Origin of the sequence: Bradyrhizobium sp. USDA 4532 (assembly GCF_024171315.1) — a bacterium.
Taxonomy (GTDB): domain Bacteria; phylum Pseudomonadota; class Alphaproteobacteria; order Rhizobiales; family Xanthobacteraceae; genus Bradyrhizobium; species Bradyrhizobium australafricanum.
The window spans coordinates 1,914,668-1,931,058 of sequence record NZ_JALJZN010000001.1 but is presented as its reverse complement, the minus strand read 5'-3'; the positions used below and the strand labels follow the sequence as shown (position 1 = coordinate 1,931,058).

Here is a 16,391-nt window from a genome sequence, read left to right as displayed (position 1 = left end):
CGTTTAAACCAATTCAAGCCGGAGCCACAGGCCCGCAGGCAATCCAAGCACCCCGCCAGACCGCTCGCTACTGCATGCCAGCCGAACTGCTGGACGTGGAGGTCTGCGCGATCGTCCGCAGCCCGATCTGGAACATGAACGCGTGGCTGAGGACGGGCGGCGTCGAGCCGGCCTGATAGGTATAGGACGTGACATAGTTGGCGGCCAGCACGAAGCAGTCGTCCACATAGCCCGCGCCGAACGCGTACTGGTTGATTTTGTTCGCTTCAAGGTCCCAGCGCGCCGCGCCCTGAACCACCCAGTTCGCCGCCACCTTGATCGATCCGCTGGCGAGGATGCCTTCGCGGCGCGTCAAATAGCCAAGCTCCGGCTGCGCGGCATAGTCGCCGTACATCAGGCTGACCGACCAGCGGTCGAAGTTCGCGCTGGCCTGGGCCTCGAACCGGTTGATGTTCCAGGTCGCCTCGTCCATCCGCGAGCGGACGCTGAACGTGTAGGTGCGGTTGGGCGAGTAGGCGAGGCTCGCGACATAGTCCGAGCGCGGATTCTGCAGGCCGGAATCGATGCCGGTGTTGGTGACGTCCGCGACTGCGAACGAGTTCAACCCGAACATCTGGTAGGACTGTCCGAACATCGCCTTGACGCTGCCGCCGCGATCGAACTGCGTGGTGGCCTGCACGCCGACATTGGCGCGGCTGCCGCCTTCGACGCGGTCGTAGCCGGAGAACTTGTCGATCGCGAACAGGTTCGAGGTATCGAACACCAGGCTCTGCGCGTCCTCGTTCGGAAGCTTGCCGGCGCTGGGTTCGTCGGGCCGGATGATGACCTGCGCAATCGGCTCGATGGTCGTCGTGCCCCACGGCTGCACGTTGATGAAGGGGTAGCGGTATTCGAAGCCGACGGTCGGCATCAGGCGGACCGTCTGGGTGTCGCCGACCGGCAGGAAGTTGGAAACGCCCGGCTGGTTCGAGATGTCGGCGTTGATGGCATCGGCGCGGACACCGACGAACGGCGTCCAGATCTGGCCGAGCGGGTCGGTATAGGATTTACGCCACTGCGCCTCGGCGGTCAGCCTTGTGTAGGTGCCGGGCACGCCGCGCAGCAGGCACTGCGACGGCGTGCGCGCCATCGGGTCCGCGGATGTGGTCAGGCACAGGCCGTTGGTGTTGGCCGTCGTCGTGATCGGGTCGAACACCGCGGTTTCGCGGGTCAGGTTGGTGAAGTTCACCTTGTAGCTGAACTCGCCACCAAAGATCGGGCTGTTGATCACGTTGTTGTAGTCGATGACAGGCGCGACCACCGGAACCTGGTTCTGGTTGCCGGAGTAGCTGAGATAATAGATCGCGCGTGCGTCGAAGAAGCTGCGGTTGCCGACGCCGGTCAGATAGAGCTGCGAGATCGCCTCGGTCGGCAGCGACAGGAACGATCCGAACGGATCCTTGTACTGGGCCAGCCGGTAATCGGACATGAAGTAGTAGTCGGACAGCAGCACGCCGTCCCAGCCCCAGGTCCATTTGTCGTTCAGCGCGAACTGACCCTTGGTCTCGATGCCGCCGCGGAACTGGCGGTCACCGGGCTGGCCGGCGAAGGCGCCTTGATCAAGCTGGTCGATGCCGTAGAGCCGGATCTGATAGGCGCCGTTCGACAGGCGCTGACGGAATTCGCCCTGGAACAGCACGCCCTGCTTCGAGGTGATGCGCGGATTGAACGTCGCGTCGAAGTCCGGCGCGAGCGCGAAGTAATAGGGGATTTCGACGCCGACGCCGAACGCCGAATACGTGGTGAAGCCCGGCATCAGGAAGCCGCTCTTGCGCTTCACGGTCGGATCGGGCGTCGAGAAATAGGGCAGATACGCCATCGGAACGCCGAAGAATTCGAGCTGGGCGTTCTCGAAATAGAGCATCTTCTCGGTCTGGTTATGGATGATGCGCGCGCCCTTGACCTGCCAGAGCGGCGGCTTCTTCGGATCATCCTTACAGGGCGCGCAGGCGGTATAAACGCCGTTGTCGAACACCGTGTAATTGCCGCTGGACCGATCGGCGCGGGTCGCCGCCATGCGGGTCTGGTCTTCGGTGTCGACGCGCAGCGAATCGACGAACCCGTCGCGGTAGTCGTCGCTGAGATCAAGGATGTTGGCGTAGGTGATCTTGCCTTCCGCATCGGTCATGCGGATGTTGCCTTCGGCATGAAGACGCTTGGTCTTCTGATCGTAGATGACCTTGTCGGCCTCGACGCTGGTGCCGTTGTAGAACATCTGGACGTTGCCGACGGCCGAGACGCGCTGGTTGTTGTAGTCGTAATCGACCTCGGTCGCCTGAACCAGCATCTGCCCGTCATTCTTGGCCGGCGGGCGGGGCGGCTTCGGCGGACGCGGATTGTAGGTGAAGGCCTGCGCGGCAGCCGGCGTCGACGCGACAACATCGAGCGCGCTGACCACGACGAACGCGGCGAGGAGAGCTGAGATCGAAACGCCAAACGCGGCCATGCGGCTCCGTTGACGGCGCAGGACACTGCGCCGCCCGAGAGCAGGCGACCTCAACTGGCGGGCGGCGACGATAGCCACTACCCGTCCTCCTGGTACAGCAAGGCTAAGAAACCGGTGAGGCTGCCCACAACGACAGGCAACCACGCCGCAGCGATGGGATGCATCAACTCAGCCTTGCTCAAATCTTCAGTTACTTTCGACAGCACGTAGAGCAGAAAGCCTGCGCCCACGCCACTCAAAACCATCTTCTGCACGCCGCCCATCCGAAAGAAGCGGAGGCTCACAGAAGCCGCCAACATCACCATCGCAGCCAGCAAAAACGGCTGTGCGATGAGCTTGTGATACTGCAAGCGATAGCCAGCCGTCGCGAACCCTGAGCTCTCCGACGAACGGATGTAGTTCGGCAGTTGCCAAAAGGACACAGTTTCCGGGGTGGAGAAACTGTTGCGCACCTGTGCCGGGGTAAGGGTGGTGGTCAGGTAGAAGGTGTCCTGATCCACCGGAGGCTTATCGAGGGTGAATCGGCGCACGCCCTTGAACACCCAACGGCCGTCTTCGAGCGCCGCTTCGCGCGCTTCGATTCGCTCCTTGAACTGGAGCGCCGTATCGAATCGAAACACGGTGAGGCCGGTCAGCCGGACGCCCTGCTGCTCGCTGCGGGCCGCATTGATTATCGCCTGACCCTCGTCGTTGATCTGGTTTAGCCAGAAGCCGGACGCGTCCTGAATGCCGCCGCCGGGCGCCGAGCCGAACAGCTCGGCTTCCATCCGTTTGGACAGCTCGCGCAGATTGGCCGATACTGGATTGTAGGCGGTGGTCGCGAAGATGCCGAGCATGATCGCACTGGCCAGCGCCGGCGAGATGAATTGCCAGGCCGAGACGCCGGCGGCGCGGGCCACGACGAGCTCCAGCCGACGCGACAAGGCGAGGTAGCAGGTCATGGCGCCGATCAGCACGCAGAACGGCATCAGCTTCTCGAGCAGCTGCGGCACCCGGAATAGCGAAGTTTCCGCGACCGTGATCGCGGAGGCCGAGACGAGGCCCGACGTCTTGCGCACCATCTCGATGTAGTCGACCAGCACGAGCAGCACGAAGATGCCCGCGAACACGCCCACCGCCGCGACCACGAAGCGGCCGGCGAAATAACGCCCGAGCGTGTTTGTGACCATGCTCATGCGGTTGCCGGCCTCCGGAAGAGGCGCGCAATGCGCTCGTTGTTCCTGTTGATCGCTTCCATCAGCCGCGGCGGCGGTTCGACGACCACGCCGCCGACGATCATCCAGACGCCGACGCCGATGCCGCCGAACAGCATCAGATACTGCACCAGCGCCGCGAGCGGCGTCTTCACCGCCATGACAGAGCAGGCGAACCCGACCATGCGCAGGCCGAACACCGCGAATACCGAGCCGCCGATCGAGAAATTGCGGCTCTGGCGCGTGGTGCGCGGCGCGCCGAGGAAGGCGAAGGTGAGGGCAGCGAACGCAAATGGATAGATCGGCGCCATGAAGCGATCATGCAGCTCCGCGAAGAACTGGCCCGACAGCTGCTGATAGGTCTTGTCTTCCTCGTCCGGCCACATCAGCTCCCAGAGATAGCGCTCGCGAATCCCGAGCGTGACGTCGCGGCCCTGCGAGAATTTCGACATGTCAAAGGCGTAACGGGCGAACGCGACCAGCGCCGGATCACGCTTGCCAACCTCGAACCGTTGCAGATTGCCGTCATAGAGCACGAGGTACGAGCCTCGGTCGGTCTTCTGCACGGTGCCGTGGTCGGCGATGATGGTGACGCGCTCCTGCGGATCGCGGCGATCGTCGACGAAGACGCCGCCGAGCACGCCGCCGGGCAGGCGCTCGCGGATCCGGATCGTCAAGTTCTGGTCGAGCTGGGCGAAGCGGCCGGGCTGCAGGATGTTGGTCAGCACGTCGGCGGTGATCTCGGCGTCCCACTGCTTGATTCGGCGCATGCCGTCGGGGGCGAGATAGGCGCCGATGAAGGCGACCAGCGCCGCCACCACGCAGGTGGCAAGGAAGAACGGCCGGAACAGCCGGATCGGCGAGAAGCCCGCCGCGTTCATGACTATGATTTCGGAATCGGTGGCGAGCTTGTTCAGGGTGTGGGAGATCGCGATCATCAGCGCGATCGGGGCGATGATCAGCACCAGGGCGGGAATCACGAGACCGGTGATGCCAAGGAAGGTGAGGATGGTCTGACCCTGGCTGGTCATCAGGTCGATGCCGCGCAGCGCTTGCGTAATCCAGATCACGCCGGTGAGGCTGACCAGGACAAGCGCAAACGACGCCAGCGTCGTTTTAAAGATGTACTTGTCGATCGACCCCATCGCTACCGCACGACCCCCAAGGCCCCCTGCACGCAACCAAACGCACGGCTTCGACCATCCCCGTCAACCCGGGTTCCCCTATGGTCGAGCCGCGGACCCGTCCGGCTCACTCTCTAGTCACTCTCTCACTACCATCCCTTTGATCCGTCAACAAAATGGCCGGGCCAAGGCACGCTTAATTTATGGTTAATTAATCGCTTTTGTGGCCTTCCGGCCACTCCGGCGCTTGGCAGCGGCGCAGCCGGCAGGTCATAGTGTATGACAAGCCCGGTCCGGGCTGGTTTCGGACCGCCATGCAATGCTCACCCCGCGTGCCGGAAGGACCGCCTCAGGTCCGAGCAACACCCTGAGTTCTGGAGGATTTTCCTATGTCCGACGCCGTCAAGGTCGGCTTTGTTCCGATCTCCGCGTCCGCTCGCGGTATTCTGGTGGTCTTTTGCGACGACCAATTGAAGCTGGGAGCCGCCGCCCGGAAGGCGCTGGGAGCTGCCGCCGAGACGGTCAAGCGGGCCGCGGCCGCCAACCAGTTCAAGGGCAAGAGCGGGGCGGTCCTCGACATCCTGGCGCCGGAGGGAATCAAGGTCGAGCGGCTGATCGTGATCGGCACCGGCAAGGCGGCCGACCTCAAGGAGAAGGATTTTCTCAAGTTTGGCGGCGTGGCGGCCGGCAAGCTCAATGCCGGCAGCGGTTCGATGACCGTGGTCGCGGAACTGCCCGAAGCCGCGATGGCCGCCGGCCAGGCCGCCGCGATCGCCACCGGCATCCGTCTGCGCGCCTACAAGTTCGACCGCTACAAGACCAAGAAGAAGGACGGCGAGGACGGCGCCCTGCGGGCCGACGTCTCGATCGCCGTCGACGATGTTGCCGCCGCCAGGAAGGCCTACGCGCCTGAAGCGTCCGTCGTCGACGGTGTGTATTTGGCGCGTGAGCTCGTCAACGAGCCGCCGAACGTGCTGTATCCCGAGGAATTCGCACGCCGCGCCAGCCAGCTCCGCAAACTCGGCGTCAGCGTCGAGGTGCTCGACGTCAAGGCGATGACCAAGCTCGGCATGGGCGCGCTGCTCGGCGTCGCGCAGGGATCGGCGCGACCCGGCCGCACCGTGATCATGCGCTGGAACGGCGGCAAGAAGAGCGAGGCGCCGGTCGCGTTCGTCGGCAAGGGCGTTTGCTTCGACACCGGCGGTATCTCCATCAAGTCGGCCGGCGGCATGGAGGATATGAAGGGCGACATGGGCGGTGCGGCCTGCGTGGTCGGGCTGATGCACGCGCTGGCGGCGCGCAAGGCCCGCGTCAATGCGGTCGGTGCCATCGGCCTTGTCGAGAACATGCCCGACGGCAATGCGCAGCGTCCGGGAGACATCGTCACCTCAATGTCCGGCCAGACCATCGAAATCATCAACACCGACGCCGAGGGACGCCTCGTGCTCGCCGACGTGCTCTGGTACGTCGCCAAGAAGTTCAAGCCGAAATTCATGGTCGATCTGGCCACGCTGACCGGCGCGATCATGGTCGCGCTCGGCACCGATCACGCCGGCATGTTCTCCAACAATGACGAACTCGCCGAGCGGCTGGCCAAGGTCGGGCTCGAGACCGGCGAGAAGGTGTGGCGCATGCCGCTCGGTCCCGAATACGACAAGCAGATCGATTCGCAATTTGCCGACATGAAGAACACCGGCGGGCGCAACGGCGGCTCGATCACGGCAGCGCAATTCCTGCAGCGTTTCGTCGACGGCACGCCGTGGGCGCATCTCGACATCGCCGGCACCGCGATGGGCGCGCCGAAGACCGAGATCAATCAGAGCTGGGGTTCGGGTTATGGAGTCCGGCTGCTCGAGCGGCTGGTCTCCGACTATTATGAAGCCAGGAAATAGAGTGTCGGCCGGCGCATGACCGAGGTTCTGTTCTACCACCTGCAGAACATGACGCTGGAGAGCGTGCTGCCGCCGCTGCTCGAGAAGTCGCTCGAGCGCGGCTGGCGCGTGGTCGTGCAATCGACGTCACAGGAGCGTGCCGAGACGCTCGACGCGCATCTGTGGACCTACAGCGACGATTCGTTCCTGCCGCACGCGACTTCGCGCGTTGCCGACGCGCAGGACCAGCCGATCATCCTGTCGATCGAGGAGGGCAACCCGAATCGGGCCAATGTCCGCTTCCTGGTCGACAATGCGGCGCTGCCGGCCGACTGCGACAGCTACGAGCGGGTGGTCCTCGTGTTCAACGGCGACGACCCCGACGCGGTGGCCTCGGCCAGGGAAAGCTGGACCGCTTGCAAGGCGCGCGGCTTCGAGGTCACCTATTGGCAGACCGACGAGCGGGGACGCTGGCAGCGGCGCCAATAGCGATAGCTACTAATTAATGATAATTCGACGTTTCTTGGGGCGGGCCACGGTCATGCCGCAAAGTGATGTTCGGACAAGCCCTTAGGTAAGGGGTAGGAGCTTTGTCGATCGTGCGGGACGGAACATTCAGTCGGAAGTCGCTGCTGGCGTTGCTGGTGCTTGCACCGGGACTTGCCGGCTGTTCGGGCGCCGGATCCGACTTGTTTTCGCGCGATGCGGAATGGTTCTCGCGTCCCGGGCGGGTGTTCATCCGCAACATCTCGATCGAATCGCCGCCACTGACGCCGGACAAGCCGGTGACGAACGACGATCTCGTCAGTGCCGACGGCAGCTGTCCAGGCATGGCACCGCCGCCGGGCGCCACCGATGCCAACGCACAGGCCGGCGGTGCACCACCGCCGCAGCCAACGGGCGGCAGCGTTGCACTCGGCCACACTGAATGCGACGTCGTGCGCGGCATCGGCGCGCCCGACAGCGTCAACCTGTCCAGCGCTCCGGGCGGCGGGCGCGTTGCGGTCGTGACCTGGTCGCGCGGCGCGCGCGCCGGCATCTACACCTTTACCTCGGGGCGCCTGTCGTCCGTCGAGCGCGGCCCGGATCCCGTGCCCGAGCCGAAGCAGGCGAAGCCGAAGAAGAAAAAGACCTCGCACGGCTAGAGCGTTTTCGCCGCAGCGGCAGGCCAATGCCTGCATGCGCGGGCATGATACCGGACGCGCGGACATCACACCGGATAGAATGAGAGCCTCGGCTCCCTCCACGGGTCGTCCCTGCCTAGTGCGCAATTGTGCACGGGAGCACGGACCCATACGCCGCGGCGGATGTGGTTATGGGGACTCGTCGTTCGACGATCGTGCAGCAACGACCATCTGTGGTTATGGGTCCCTGCTTTCGCATCGGCGGGCGCAACCCTAGTGCAGATGAGTAAGTTCTCTGCGGTTTTCGGCCAACTCTTTGAGAAGACTCCGGAAAGACTGCGGAGGATATGTATATACGCTAGTGCTTTCGCAGGGACGACATCGGATATGTGGCTCCGCCCGGTCTAACTCGCCGCTTCGTCGAGTTCGGCGCTGGCTTCCAGCCAGTCTTCCTCGGCGCGCTGTAACGCGCTCTCGGCGCCGGCGCGCGCCTTGGTCAGTTGCGCGGCCTGCTTGGGGTCGCGGGTAAAAATATCGGGCAATGCGAGTGCGGTATCGATCTTGGCGATGATGGCGTTGATGCGCTCGATCTCGGCCTCAGCTTGCGCGACCCGCTGCCTGGGTGAAGCACGCTTCTCGTTGCGGATGCGCTCCGGCTTCGCGGCCTCCTTGACGCGCTCGCGCGAGGCCGGCCGGCCGTCATTGGCCGACAGGATCATGCGTCGATATTCGTCGAGATCGCCGTCATAGGCCGTGACGGTCTGGTTGGCCACGACCCACAGGCGGTCGGCGCAGGCCTCGATCAGATAGCGATCATGCGAGACCATGATGATGGCGCCGGGGAATTCGTTGATCGCCTCCGCGAGCGCCGCACGGCTGTCGATATCGAGGTGGTTGGTCGGCTCGTCCAGGATGATCATGTTCGGGCCGTAGAACGTGGCAAGCCCCAGCAGCAGCCGCGCCTTCTCGCCGCCCGACAGGCTCTTCACCAGCGTGTCGCCGGCCTTGCCGGAGAAGCCGATCGCACCGACGCGGCCGCGCACCTTGCTCTCCGGCGCCTCCGGCATCAGCTTGCGGATGTGATCATAGGGCGAGCCGTCGAGATTGAGCTCGTCGACCTGGTGTTGGGCGAAATAGCCGACCGACAGCTTGTCGGCCCTCGTGATCCGGCCGGCAAACGGCGCGAGCTTGCCCGCCAGCAGCTTGACCAGCGTCGACTTGCCGTTGCCGTTGGCCCCTAACAGCGCGATGCGGTCGTCGGTATCGACGCGCAGCGTCACGCGATTGAGCACCGGCTTGCCGGGCTCGTAGCCGACCGAGACGTCATCGACCGCGATGATCGGCGGCGACAGCAGCTTCTCCGGCGCCGGGAACGAGATCTCATGAACATCCTGGGTCACCAGCGCGGTGATCGGCTTCATCCGCTCCAGCATCTTCACGCGCGACTGCGCCTGCCGCGCCTTCGAGGCCTTGGCCTTGAAGCGGTCGACGAAGTCCTGCAAGCGCTTGCGCTCATCGGCCTGCCGCTTGGCGTGCTTGGCGTCGAGCAATTCGCGCGCGGCGCGCTGGTCCTCGAACGAGGAATAGGTGCCCTTGTAGAGCGTCAGCCGGCCGCGATCGAGGTGCAGGATCTGATCGACCGAGGTGTCCAGCAGGTCGCGGTCGTGGCTGATCACGATCACGGTGCGCGGATAGTTGGCGAGGTGGTTCTCGAGCCACAAGGTGCCTTCGAGATCGAGATAGTTGGTCGGCTCGTCCAGCAGCAGGAGGTCGGGCGCGGAGAACAGCGTCGCCGCCAGCGCCACGCGCATGCGCCAGCCGCCGGAAAATTCCGCGCACGGCCGCGCCTGGTCTGATGTCGAGAAGCCGAGGCCGGAGAGGATCGCCGCGGCACGGGCGGGCGCGGAATGGGCGTCGATGTCGACCAGCCGGGTCTGGATTTCGGCAATCCGGTGCGGATCGTGCGCCGTCTCGGCCTCGCGCAGCAGCGCGTCGCGCTCGAGATCGGCCTTCAGCACGACGTTGATCAGGCTTTCGGGCCCGTCGGGCGCTTCTTGCGCGAGGCTGCCGATACGCCAGCGCGGCGGCAGCGCGATGCTGCCGCTCTCGGTCGGGATGTCGCCCCGGATGGCGTGAAACAGCGTCGATTTGCCGACGCCGTTGCGGCCGACAAATCCGACGCGGGCTCCGGGTACAATTTGCACCGAACTGTGATCGATCAACAGCCGTCCGGCGATCCGGACCGAGATGTCAGTGATGGAGAGCATGCAGCGTTGTCACCGGACCCGCCGCCAAACGCAACCCCGTCTGTTCGTAAAATCTCTCCCGGAGCTGTTGCAAAAACGCAATTGGGCTGCTGGTCAGCCCTCAACATCTAATGGCGATCGCCTTCCCGTCGTTGCATCTCATCGAGGAGTTGCTGCAGGCGAGACGAAAGTGGGGGCTCTGGCCGCATGCTTTGCTGAAGCCGTTCGCCTACGGCATCGCAGATGTAACGGCAGGTCTTGTGATCAATCTGATCGGCGTCCTTGTCGATCTTGCTCATTGTCATCGTCATGGCATGTCTCTTGGCGAGTTCCACCTCGCATGTTCGAGTAGCTCCTCGCCATGACAAGTCGCGACCCCGAATTTGGTTTCCGCGCCTTGCTCTCGCCTTGAGGTAGTGGGTCCCATATATGCCCGGGTTCCCCCGGCGGACCCGAAAAAAGCCCCGGCGCGAGGGCCGGGGCGAGAAGCAAGTCAGGGGAGCAGTCGTAGATTCGATGGATCAGTAGCAGCGGTTGACCAGGCGCCAGCGGGGCCCCCACGGGGTCGGCACCACGCGGCGCACGTAGCAGCCGCCGCCGTAGCCATAACCGCCGTAATAGGCCGGGCCGCCGACGATGACGCGCGGACCGCCCCACCAGCCGTGGTGCCATCCACCGTGCCAGCCGCCATGCCAACCACCCCACGCAGAAGCGGAGGTCGGGGCGAGCGCGGCGGCACCGAGCGAAACCGCGGCGACGGCGGCAAGCGAGAGTTTGCGTAACATGATCGTCTCCTCGAGGTATGGGCGCGCGCGACGCGCCCGCGGTGACATTTCCCGAGACGTCCTGTGAGGCTTGCGGATGGGGGGCCAGCAAGGCGTCCGATCGCTGCAGAGCCTATGTGACTTGAGCTGAACGGCAGCGGCACGGCGCTGACAGAATGGGTTCACCTAGGTGAAATCGCGGTAAGTTGGCCGAGCCGGCCGCTGTCCGGAGGGCGCCCTAACGACGGTTTTCGTCGTGAAAATGCGTCAAAACTAAAGGCTAACGCGTCACAGGGTCGCTTGCCGTTATCCCATCGCGCCGATATAAGCCCCGGCAACTCCCAGCCAAGTTTACAAGGACGAAATCATGGCGATTGAACGCACCTTTTCGATCATCAAACCCGACGCCACCGAGCGCAACCTGACCGGCGCGGTCAATGCGGTGATCGAGAAGGCGGGCCTGCGGGTCGTGGCGCAGAAGCGCATCCGCATGACCCGCGGCCAGGCCGAGACCTTCTACGCCGTCCACAAGGCGCGTCCGTTCTTCGGCGAGCTGGTCGACTTCATGACTTCGGGCCCGGTTGTGGTCCAGGTGCTGGAAGGCGAGGGCGCTATCCTGAAATATCGCGACGTGATGGGCGCGACCGACCCGTCGAAGGCCGCTGAAGGCACCATCCGCAAGCTCTATGCGAAGTCGATCGGCGAGAACTCGGTGCACGGTTCGGATGCGCCGGAGACCGCGGTGATCGAGATCGCGCAGTTCTTCGCCGGCAACGAGATCGTCGGCTGACACCGTATTGCTGAAAGTGGCGCGGTCTGCCGAGGAGACCGCGTCGAAGTAGAACCGGGGAGCGGCGGACGACCGCCGCCAGGGGCGGCCGCAAGGCCGAATAGGACTCGCTGTGGACTGGCTGTGGCAGATCTTTGATCCGGCGTACATCGGCGCGTTCTTCACCGAATTCAAGAACGAGATGGCGACGCCGACGTTCTGGGTCGCCGTCGGCAAGATCATCTGGATCAACGTCCTGCTGTCGGGCGACAACGCGCTCGTGATCGCGCTCGCCTGCCGCGGGCTCGCGCCGCGCCAGCGCCTGTGGGGCATGATTCTCGGCGCCGCCGCGGCAGTGCTGCTGCGCGTCATCTTTACCGGCATCGTCGCCAGCCTGATGGAGCTTCCCTATTTGAAGCTGGTCGGCGGACTGGCGCTGATCGTGATTGCCGCCAAGCTGCTGGTGCCGGAGCAGGAGGACGAGGACAGCGTGCACGCGGCCGCGCATCTGTGGGCCGCGGTTCAGATCGTCGTCGTCGCCGACATCGTGATGAGCCTCGACAATGTGATCGCGGTGGCCGCCGCCGCCAACGGCAGCGTGCCGCTGCTGGTGCTCGGACTTGCGATCAGCGTTCCCCTGATCGTTGCCGGCGCGGCGCTGATCATGGCGCTGCTCACCAAGCTGCCGGTCCTGGTCTGGGCCGGCGCCGCGCTGCTCGGCTGGATCGCGGGCGACGTCATCGCGACCGATCCCGCCGTGCATCCGAAGCTGGACGCGCTGTTCGCCGGACCGCTCGGTACCAAGCTCGATTCCTGGCTGACGTCGGTCGGGATGTCGCCGCAATTCGCCCATGGCGGCAATGGCGGCGAGATCGCGCTCGCGGTGCTCGGCATCATCGTGGTGCTGGTCGTGGGGTCGATCTGGCGCCGCCACGCACTCCGCAAGGCCAAGCACGCCGCCAAGGCGGCGTGAGGTCTAGCGCCGCACGATCGAGCCGGCGCGCCCGACCAGCCGCGCCAATTGCTTGAAGCGGCTGCCGACGCGGTCGGCGACCAGATCCACCATCCGGTGCTCGAACACCAGCATCAGCTTGCGGCCCTGGGTGCGGAAATGGGTTGCCGGCAGCACGCCGGTGCGCGCCGCCGTGATCAGATGCGCGACGCGGAATGCGGCGCCGAGCACGCGGGCGCGCTCGTCCATCGCCGGCGTCACCAGCGCGCGGATCTGCGGCGGCGGCTCGTTTTCCTCGCTGAGCCCGGCGTAGCGATAGAACACCGAGAGCGCGACGAAGGCGCGGCCCTGATGCGTGATCGAGCCGAAATTGCCGTTCATGATCAGGCTGAGGGTTTCCTCGCCGCGATGATCGGGATGCACCCGCCAGCCGATGTCGGAGAGCAGGCAGGCGACGTGCCGCAGCCTGCGGTCTTCCTCGGTCTCGCGTAGCCTGACGACGCGCACCAGCCGGTCGGTCCACGCCGTCAGCTCCTGGGCGTGGCGGGCCGAGCGCGACAGCAATTCGTTGAGATTCTGCGCGGCGCAGAGCAGTCCGTCCTTGGCGCGTTCGGCCTGCGGCAGCATCTCGTAGAGCAGGCCCTCGCGTACGCCGAAGGTCGAGAACACGATGGTCTTCGGCTGGGCCACGCGGATGATGTATTCGAGCACGAGCGCGGCATAGGCCAATAGCGGCCGCCGCGCGTCGGCGACCGACTCGATATTGGCCAGCATGTTGGTGGCCGCCAGCCGTCGCAGCCGCTGCGCGAAGTCGAGTGCGTCGGCCGCCGGGATCGAATAGCCGTGCATCACCTTGAGCGGGTAGCCGCTCTGGATGATGTGAATGCGCGCCAGCGCACGCCAGGTGCCGCCGACGGCATAGAAGGTGCGGCCGCGGCCGGTCTTGAGCTGGGCGACGCCGAGCAGCTCGTTCTTGACGATGCGTTCGGCGCGCTTGAGCGATTTGTTGGAGAGGTCCTGCAGCGCGAGGCTGCCGAGCGGCAGCGTCACGCCGCTGCGCACGCGGCTGCCCTTGACATCGATCAGTTCAAGCGAGCCGCCGCCGAGATCGCCGACGATGCCGTTCGGATTGTGCACGCCCGAGACGACGCCGAGCGCGGATAGCTTCGCTTCACGCGGCCCGGTGAGGATCTCGATCTTGGCGCCGCAGATGCGCTCGGCCTTGGCGATGAAGTCCGGACCGTTCTTGGCGTCGCGGCAGGCCGCGGTCGCGATCGCGTAGACGCGGCCGACTTGCTGGATCCTGCACAGCGCACGAAAACGGCGCAGCGCGGTGAGCGCCTTGTTGACGGCATCGGTTGCGAGCAGGCCGGTGCTCTGCACCTCGCGCCCGAGCCCGCACAGCGCCTTCTCGTTGAAGATTGTGATGAGGCTGCGCGCCATCGCCTCGTAGACCACGAGACGAACCGAGTTCGAGCCGATATCGATGACAGCGACGCTGGAAGCGCGCTTCCGCGGCCGCTTCACCGTAAGGCCCCCTTAAGACGATGGCTGCTGACGCTCGTTGCGACGCGTGAGACGGCGCGGTGAAGATTCCTTGAGAGACTTACCACGGCCGGACAGACTCGGATTTGTCATGAAGTAGTCATGCAGATTGAAGGGCTCTTCGCCTTTCGCGGCCTTCATACGCGTTGACGACCCATCCGGCAACAATTGCCAGCTTTGCTCGGTGTCCTTCAGGTTCGCGACCATGATCTGTTCGAGAACCTGCTGATGCACCGTGGGATTTTGCAGCGGACAGAGAACCTCGACGCGGCGGTCGAGGTTTCGCGGCATCATGTCAGCGGACGAGATATACACAGCAGCTTTTGTGCTCGGCAGGCCCTGACCCATGCCGAAGCAATAGATTCGGCCGTGTTCCAGGAACCGGCCGATCACCGATTTGACGCGGATGTTCTCCGACAGTCCCGGCAGCCCCGGCCGCAGGCAGCAGATGCCGCGCACCACGAGCTCGACCGAGACGCCGGCCTGCGAGGCCTCGTACAGCGCGTCGATGATATCAGGGTCGACCAGCGCATTCATCTTCATCCAGACCGCGCCGGGCCGGCCGTGCTTGACGTGGGCGATCTCGCCGTGGATGTGCTCGATGATCCGCTTGCGCAGCGTCAGCGGCGACACCGCCATCTTCTCGATGTCGCTCGGCTCGGCATAGCCGGTGATGTAGTTGAAGACCCGCGCGACGTCGCGGCCGATGATCGGATCCGAAGTGAAGTAGGAGAGGTCGGTGTAGATGCGCGCGGTGACCGGGTGATAGTTGCCGGTGCCGGTGTGCACATAGGTCGTGAGATTGCCGCCCTCGCGGCGCACCACCATCGACAGCTTGGCATGCGTCTTCAATTCGATGAAGCCGTAGACCACCTGCACGCCGGCGCGTTCGAGGTCGCGGGCCCAGCGGATATTGGCTTCCTCGTCGAAGCGCGCCTTCAGCTCGATCAGCGCGGTCACCGACTTGCCGGCCTCGGCGGCTTCCGCCAGCGCGCGCACGATCGGCGAATTGTTCGAGGTGCGATAGAGCGTCTGCTTGATCGCGACCACGTCGGGATCGCGTGCCGCCTGCTGCAGGAACTGCACCACGACGTCGAAGGATTCGTAGGGGTGATGGACCACGAGGTCCTTCTGGCGGATGGCGGCGAAGATATCGCCGCCATGATCGCGCACCCGCTCGGGGTGGCGCGGCACATAGGGCGGGAATTCGAGGTCGGGGCGATTGAGGCGGGTGAGCTGCGACAGCTCGTTCATCGCCAGCACGCCGTCGACCAGGATCACTTCGTCGTCTGCGGCCGACAAGGCGTGCTGCACGAAGATGCGCAGCTCCTCTGGCATCGTGGCCTCGATCTCGAGCCGGATCACCGACCCGCGGCGTCGCCGCTTGAGCGCGGTCTCGAACAGGCGAACGAGGTCTTCGGCCTCTTCCTCGATTTCGAGTTCGGAGTCCCTGATGATGCGGAATGCGCCTTGGCCCTTGACGGTGTAGCCGGGGAACAGGCGGCCGATGAAGAGACCGGTGGCCTGCTCCAGCGTGATCAGCCGCGCCGGCGCGCCTTCCTTGGTGGAGGGGATGCGGATGAAGCGGTCGATCTTGCCGGGCATGCGGATCAGCGCGTTCATCGCCTTGCCGTCGGAGATCCGCGACAATTGCAGCGCCACCGTGAAGCCGAGATTCGGGATGAACGGGAAGGGATGCGCCGGGTCGATCGCCAGCGGCGTCAGCAGCGGGAAGATGCTGTGGAGGAAGTGATCCTCAATCCAGCTGCGCTCTGACTTGGTGACGTCGCGGCCGTCGACCAGCTGGATGCCGACCTTGGCCAGGATATCCCGCAGGTCGCTCCAGATCGCCTGCTGGTCGGAGGCGAGCTGCGAGACGGTCTTGTTGATCATCACGAGCTGATCGGCCGGCAGCAGGCCGTCCGGGCTGCGCTCGGTAATGCCCTCGCGGACCTGCGCCTTGATGCCGGCGACACGGACCATGAAGAACTCGTCGAGGTTATTCGCCGAAATCGACAGGAAGCGGACCCGCTCCAGCACGGGATGGCCGAGATTGACCGATTCCTCGAGCACCCGCCGGTTGAAGTGCAGCCAGGAGAGCTCCCGGTTGATGAAGCGTTCGGGGCTGGTCGCGATTGCGGGAATGGCGGGAAATTCCGCCTCTTTTTCTTTGATTTCAGTAGCTTGTGCCGAGTCCATCAAGTGCTGGTCCAATTCAGGGCAGGGGCCCGGGCGGTGTAGCCGAGAGCCGCAGAGACCATGTGATATTGCGATGACGTTTCGATGACATTGATGTTCCGCTCGCCTGCGCCGTCAAG

At 64.7% G+C, this 16,391-nt stretch carries 13 protein-coding genes; 5 read left to right on the top strand and 8 right to left on the bottom strand.

Annotated features, from left to right (window positions below):
* Nucleotides 1–67 precede the first annotated feature (67 nt).
* The 3 genes from J2R76_RS09355 to lptF all read right to left on the bottom strand — a co-directional run bounded on the left by J2R76_RS09355 (nucleotide 68) and on the right by lptF (nucleotide 4,823).
* Nucleotides 68–2,485: an LPS-assembly protein LptD gene (locus J2R76_RS09355; RefSeq protein ID WP_244558938.1), complete on the bottom strand. Its 2,418-nt coding sequence runs from the start codon at nucleotides 2,483–2,485 to the stop codon at nucleotides 68–70.
* 77 nt (nucleotides 2,486–2,562) lie between these two features.
* On the bottom strand, nucleotides 2,563–3,660 hold the full coding sequence (gene lptG, locus J2R76_RS09350; RefSeq protein WP_028335173.1) for an LPS export ABC transporter permease LptG: 1,098 nt from the start codon (nucleotides 3,658–3,660) through the stop codon (nucleotides 2,563–2,565).
* Nucleotides 3,657–4,823: an LPS export ABC transporter permease LptF gene (lptF, locus tag J2R76_RS09345; protein ID WP_076831981.1), complete on the bottom strand. Its 1,167-nt coding sequence runs from the start codon at nucleotides 4,821–4,823 to the stop codon at nucleotides 3,657–3,659. The genes lptG and lptF overlap by 4 nt, the downstream gene beginning before the upstream one ends.
* Before the next feature lie 368 nt (nucleotides 4,824–5,191).
* Here lptF and J2R76_RS09340 point away from each other — a divergent pair, with 368 nt between their 5' ends.
* From J2R76_RS09340 to J2R76_RS09330, 3 genes are all read left to right on the top strand, one after another.
* The gene (locus J2R76_RS09340) at nucleotides 5,192–6,694 is read left to right on the top strand and encodes a leucyl aminopeptidase (protein ID WP_076831984.1); all 1,503 of its coding nucleotides are present in this window, start codon (nucleotides 5,192–5,194) and stop codon (nucleotides 6,692–6,694) included.
* Nucleotides 6,695–6,709: 15 nt separating this feature from the next.
* A complete protein-coding gene (locus J2R76_RS09335; protein ID WP_028335176.1) occupies nucleotides 6,710–7,162 on the top strand; it encodes a DNA polymerase III subunit chi in 453 nt (150 codons plus the stop codon).
* Nucleotides 7,163–7,263: 101 nt separating this feature from the next.
* On the top strand, nucleotides 7,264–7,818 hold the full coding sequence (locus J2R76_RS09330; protein ID WP_083715152.1) for a hypothetical protein: 555 nt from the start codon (nucleotides 7,264–7,266) through the stop codon (nucleotides 7,816–7,818).
* 383 nt (nucleotides 7,819–8,201) lie between these two features.
* Here J2R76_RS09330 and J2R76_RS09325 read toward each other — a convergent pair whose 3' ends face one another.
* The 3 genes from J2R76_RS09325 to J2R76_RS09315 form a co-directional block, all read right to left on the bottom strand.
* Nucleotides 8,202–10,064: an ABC-F family ATP-binding cassette domain-containing protein gene (locus J2R76_RS09325; protein WP_076831987.1), complete on the bottom strand. Its 1,863-nt coding sequence runs from the start codon at nucleotides 10,062–10,064 to the stop codon at nucleotides 8,202–8,204.
* A gap of 107 nt (nucleotides 10,065–10,171) precedes the next feature.
* Complete coding sequence (locus J2R76_RS09320) at nucleotides 10,172–10,354, bottom strand: hypothetical protein (RefSeq protein ID WP_253623931.1); 183 nt, start codon at nucleotides 10,352–10,354, stop codon at nucleotides 10,172–10,174.
* 210 nt (nucleotides 10,355–10,564) lie between these two features.
* A complete protein-coding gene (locus J2R76_RS09315) occupies nucleotides 10,565–10,828 on the bottom strand; it encodes a hypothetical protein (protein WP_018271306.1) in 264 nt (87 codons plus the stop codon).
* Between the two features lie 346 nt (nucleotides 10,829–11,174).
* Between J2R76_RS09315 and ndk the strand changes: the two genes are divergently transcribed.
* Together ndk and J2R76_RS09305 are read left to right on the top strand one after the other, a co-directional pair.
* Entirely contained in the window at nucleotides 11,175–11,597 is a 423-nt protein-coding gene (ndk, locus tag J2R76_RS09310) for a nucleoside-diphosphate kinase (RefSeq protein WP_016847423.1), read from the top strand.
* 112 nt (nucleotides 11,598–11,709) lie between these two features.
* A complete protein-coding gene (locus tag J2R76_RS09305) occupies nucleotides 11,710–12,549 on the top strand; it encodes a TerC family protein (RefSeq protein WP_076831988.1) in 840 nt (279 codons plus the stop codon).
* Nucleotides 12,550–12,552: 3 nt separating this feature from the next.
* On the opposite strand, the gene ppx is transcribed toward J2R76_RS09305, so the two are convergent.
* Together ppx and J2R76_RS09295 are read right to left on the bottom strand one after the other, a co-directional pair.
* A complete protein-coding gene (ppx, locus tag J2R76_RS09300) occupies nucleotides 12,553–14,055 on the bottom strand; it encodes an exopolyphosphatase (protein ID WP_057019891.1) in 1,503 nt (500 codons plus the stop codon).
* A 12-nt stretch (nucleotides 14,056–14,067) separates the two neighbouring features.
* The gene (locus J2R76_RS09295; protein WP_076831991.1) at nucleotides 14,068–16,272 is read right to left on the bottom strand and encodes an RNA degradosome polyphosphate kinase; all 2,205 of its coding nucleotides are present in this window, start codon (nucleotides 16,270–16,272) and stop codon (nucleotides 14,068–14,070) included.
* Between the last annotated feature and the right edge of the window lie 119 nt (nucleotides 16,273–16,391).

Bases quoted from the DNA above. Each gene is read 5' to 3' on its own strand.
- J2R76_RS09355 (WP_244558938.1), bottom strand. From the start codon at position 2,485: ATGGCCGCGTTTGGCGTTTCGATCTCAGCTCTCCTCGCCGCGTTCGTC.
- lptG (WP_028335173.1), bottom strand. From the start codon at position 3,660: ATGAGCATGGTCACAAACACGCTCGGGCGTTATTTCGCCGGCCGCTTC.
- lptF (WP_076831981.1), bottom strand. From the start codon at position 4,823: ATGGGGTCGATCGACAAGTACATCTTTAAAACGACGCTGGCGTCGTTT.
- J2R76_RS09340 (WP_076831984.1), top strand. From the start codon at position 5,192: ATGTCCGACGCCGTCAAGGTCGGCTTTGTTCCGATCTCCGCGTCCGCT.
- J2R76_RS09335 (WP_028335176.1), top strand. From the start codon at position 6,710: ATGACCGAGGTTCTGTTCTACCACCTGCAGAACATGACGCTGGAGAGC.
- J2R76_RS09325 (WP_076831987.1), bottom strand. From the start codon at position 10,064: ATGCTCTCCATCACTGACATCTCGGTCCGGATCGCCGGACGGCTGTTG.
- J2R76_RS09320 (WP_253623931.1), bottom strand. From the start codon at position 10,354: ATGACGATGACAATGAGCAAGATCGACAAGGACGCCGATCAGATTGAT.
- J2R76_RS09315 (WP_018271306.1), bottom strand. From the start codon at position 10,828: ATGTTACGCAAACTCTCGCTTGCCGCCGTCGCCGCGGTTTCGCTCGGT.
- ndk (WP_016847423.1), top strand. From the start codon at position 11,175: ATGGCGATTGAACGCACCTTTTCGATCATCAAACCCGACGCCACCGAG.
- J2R76_RS09295 (WP_076831991.1), bottom strand. From the start codon at position 16,272: ATGGACTCGGCACAAGCTACTGAAATCAAAGAAAAAGAGGCGGAATTT.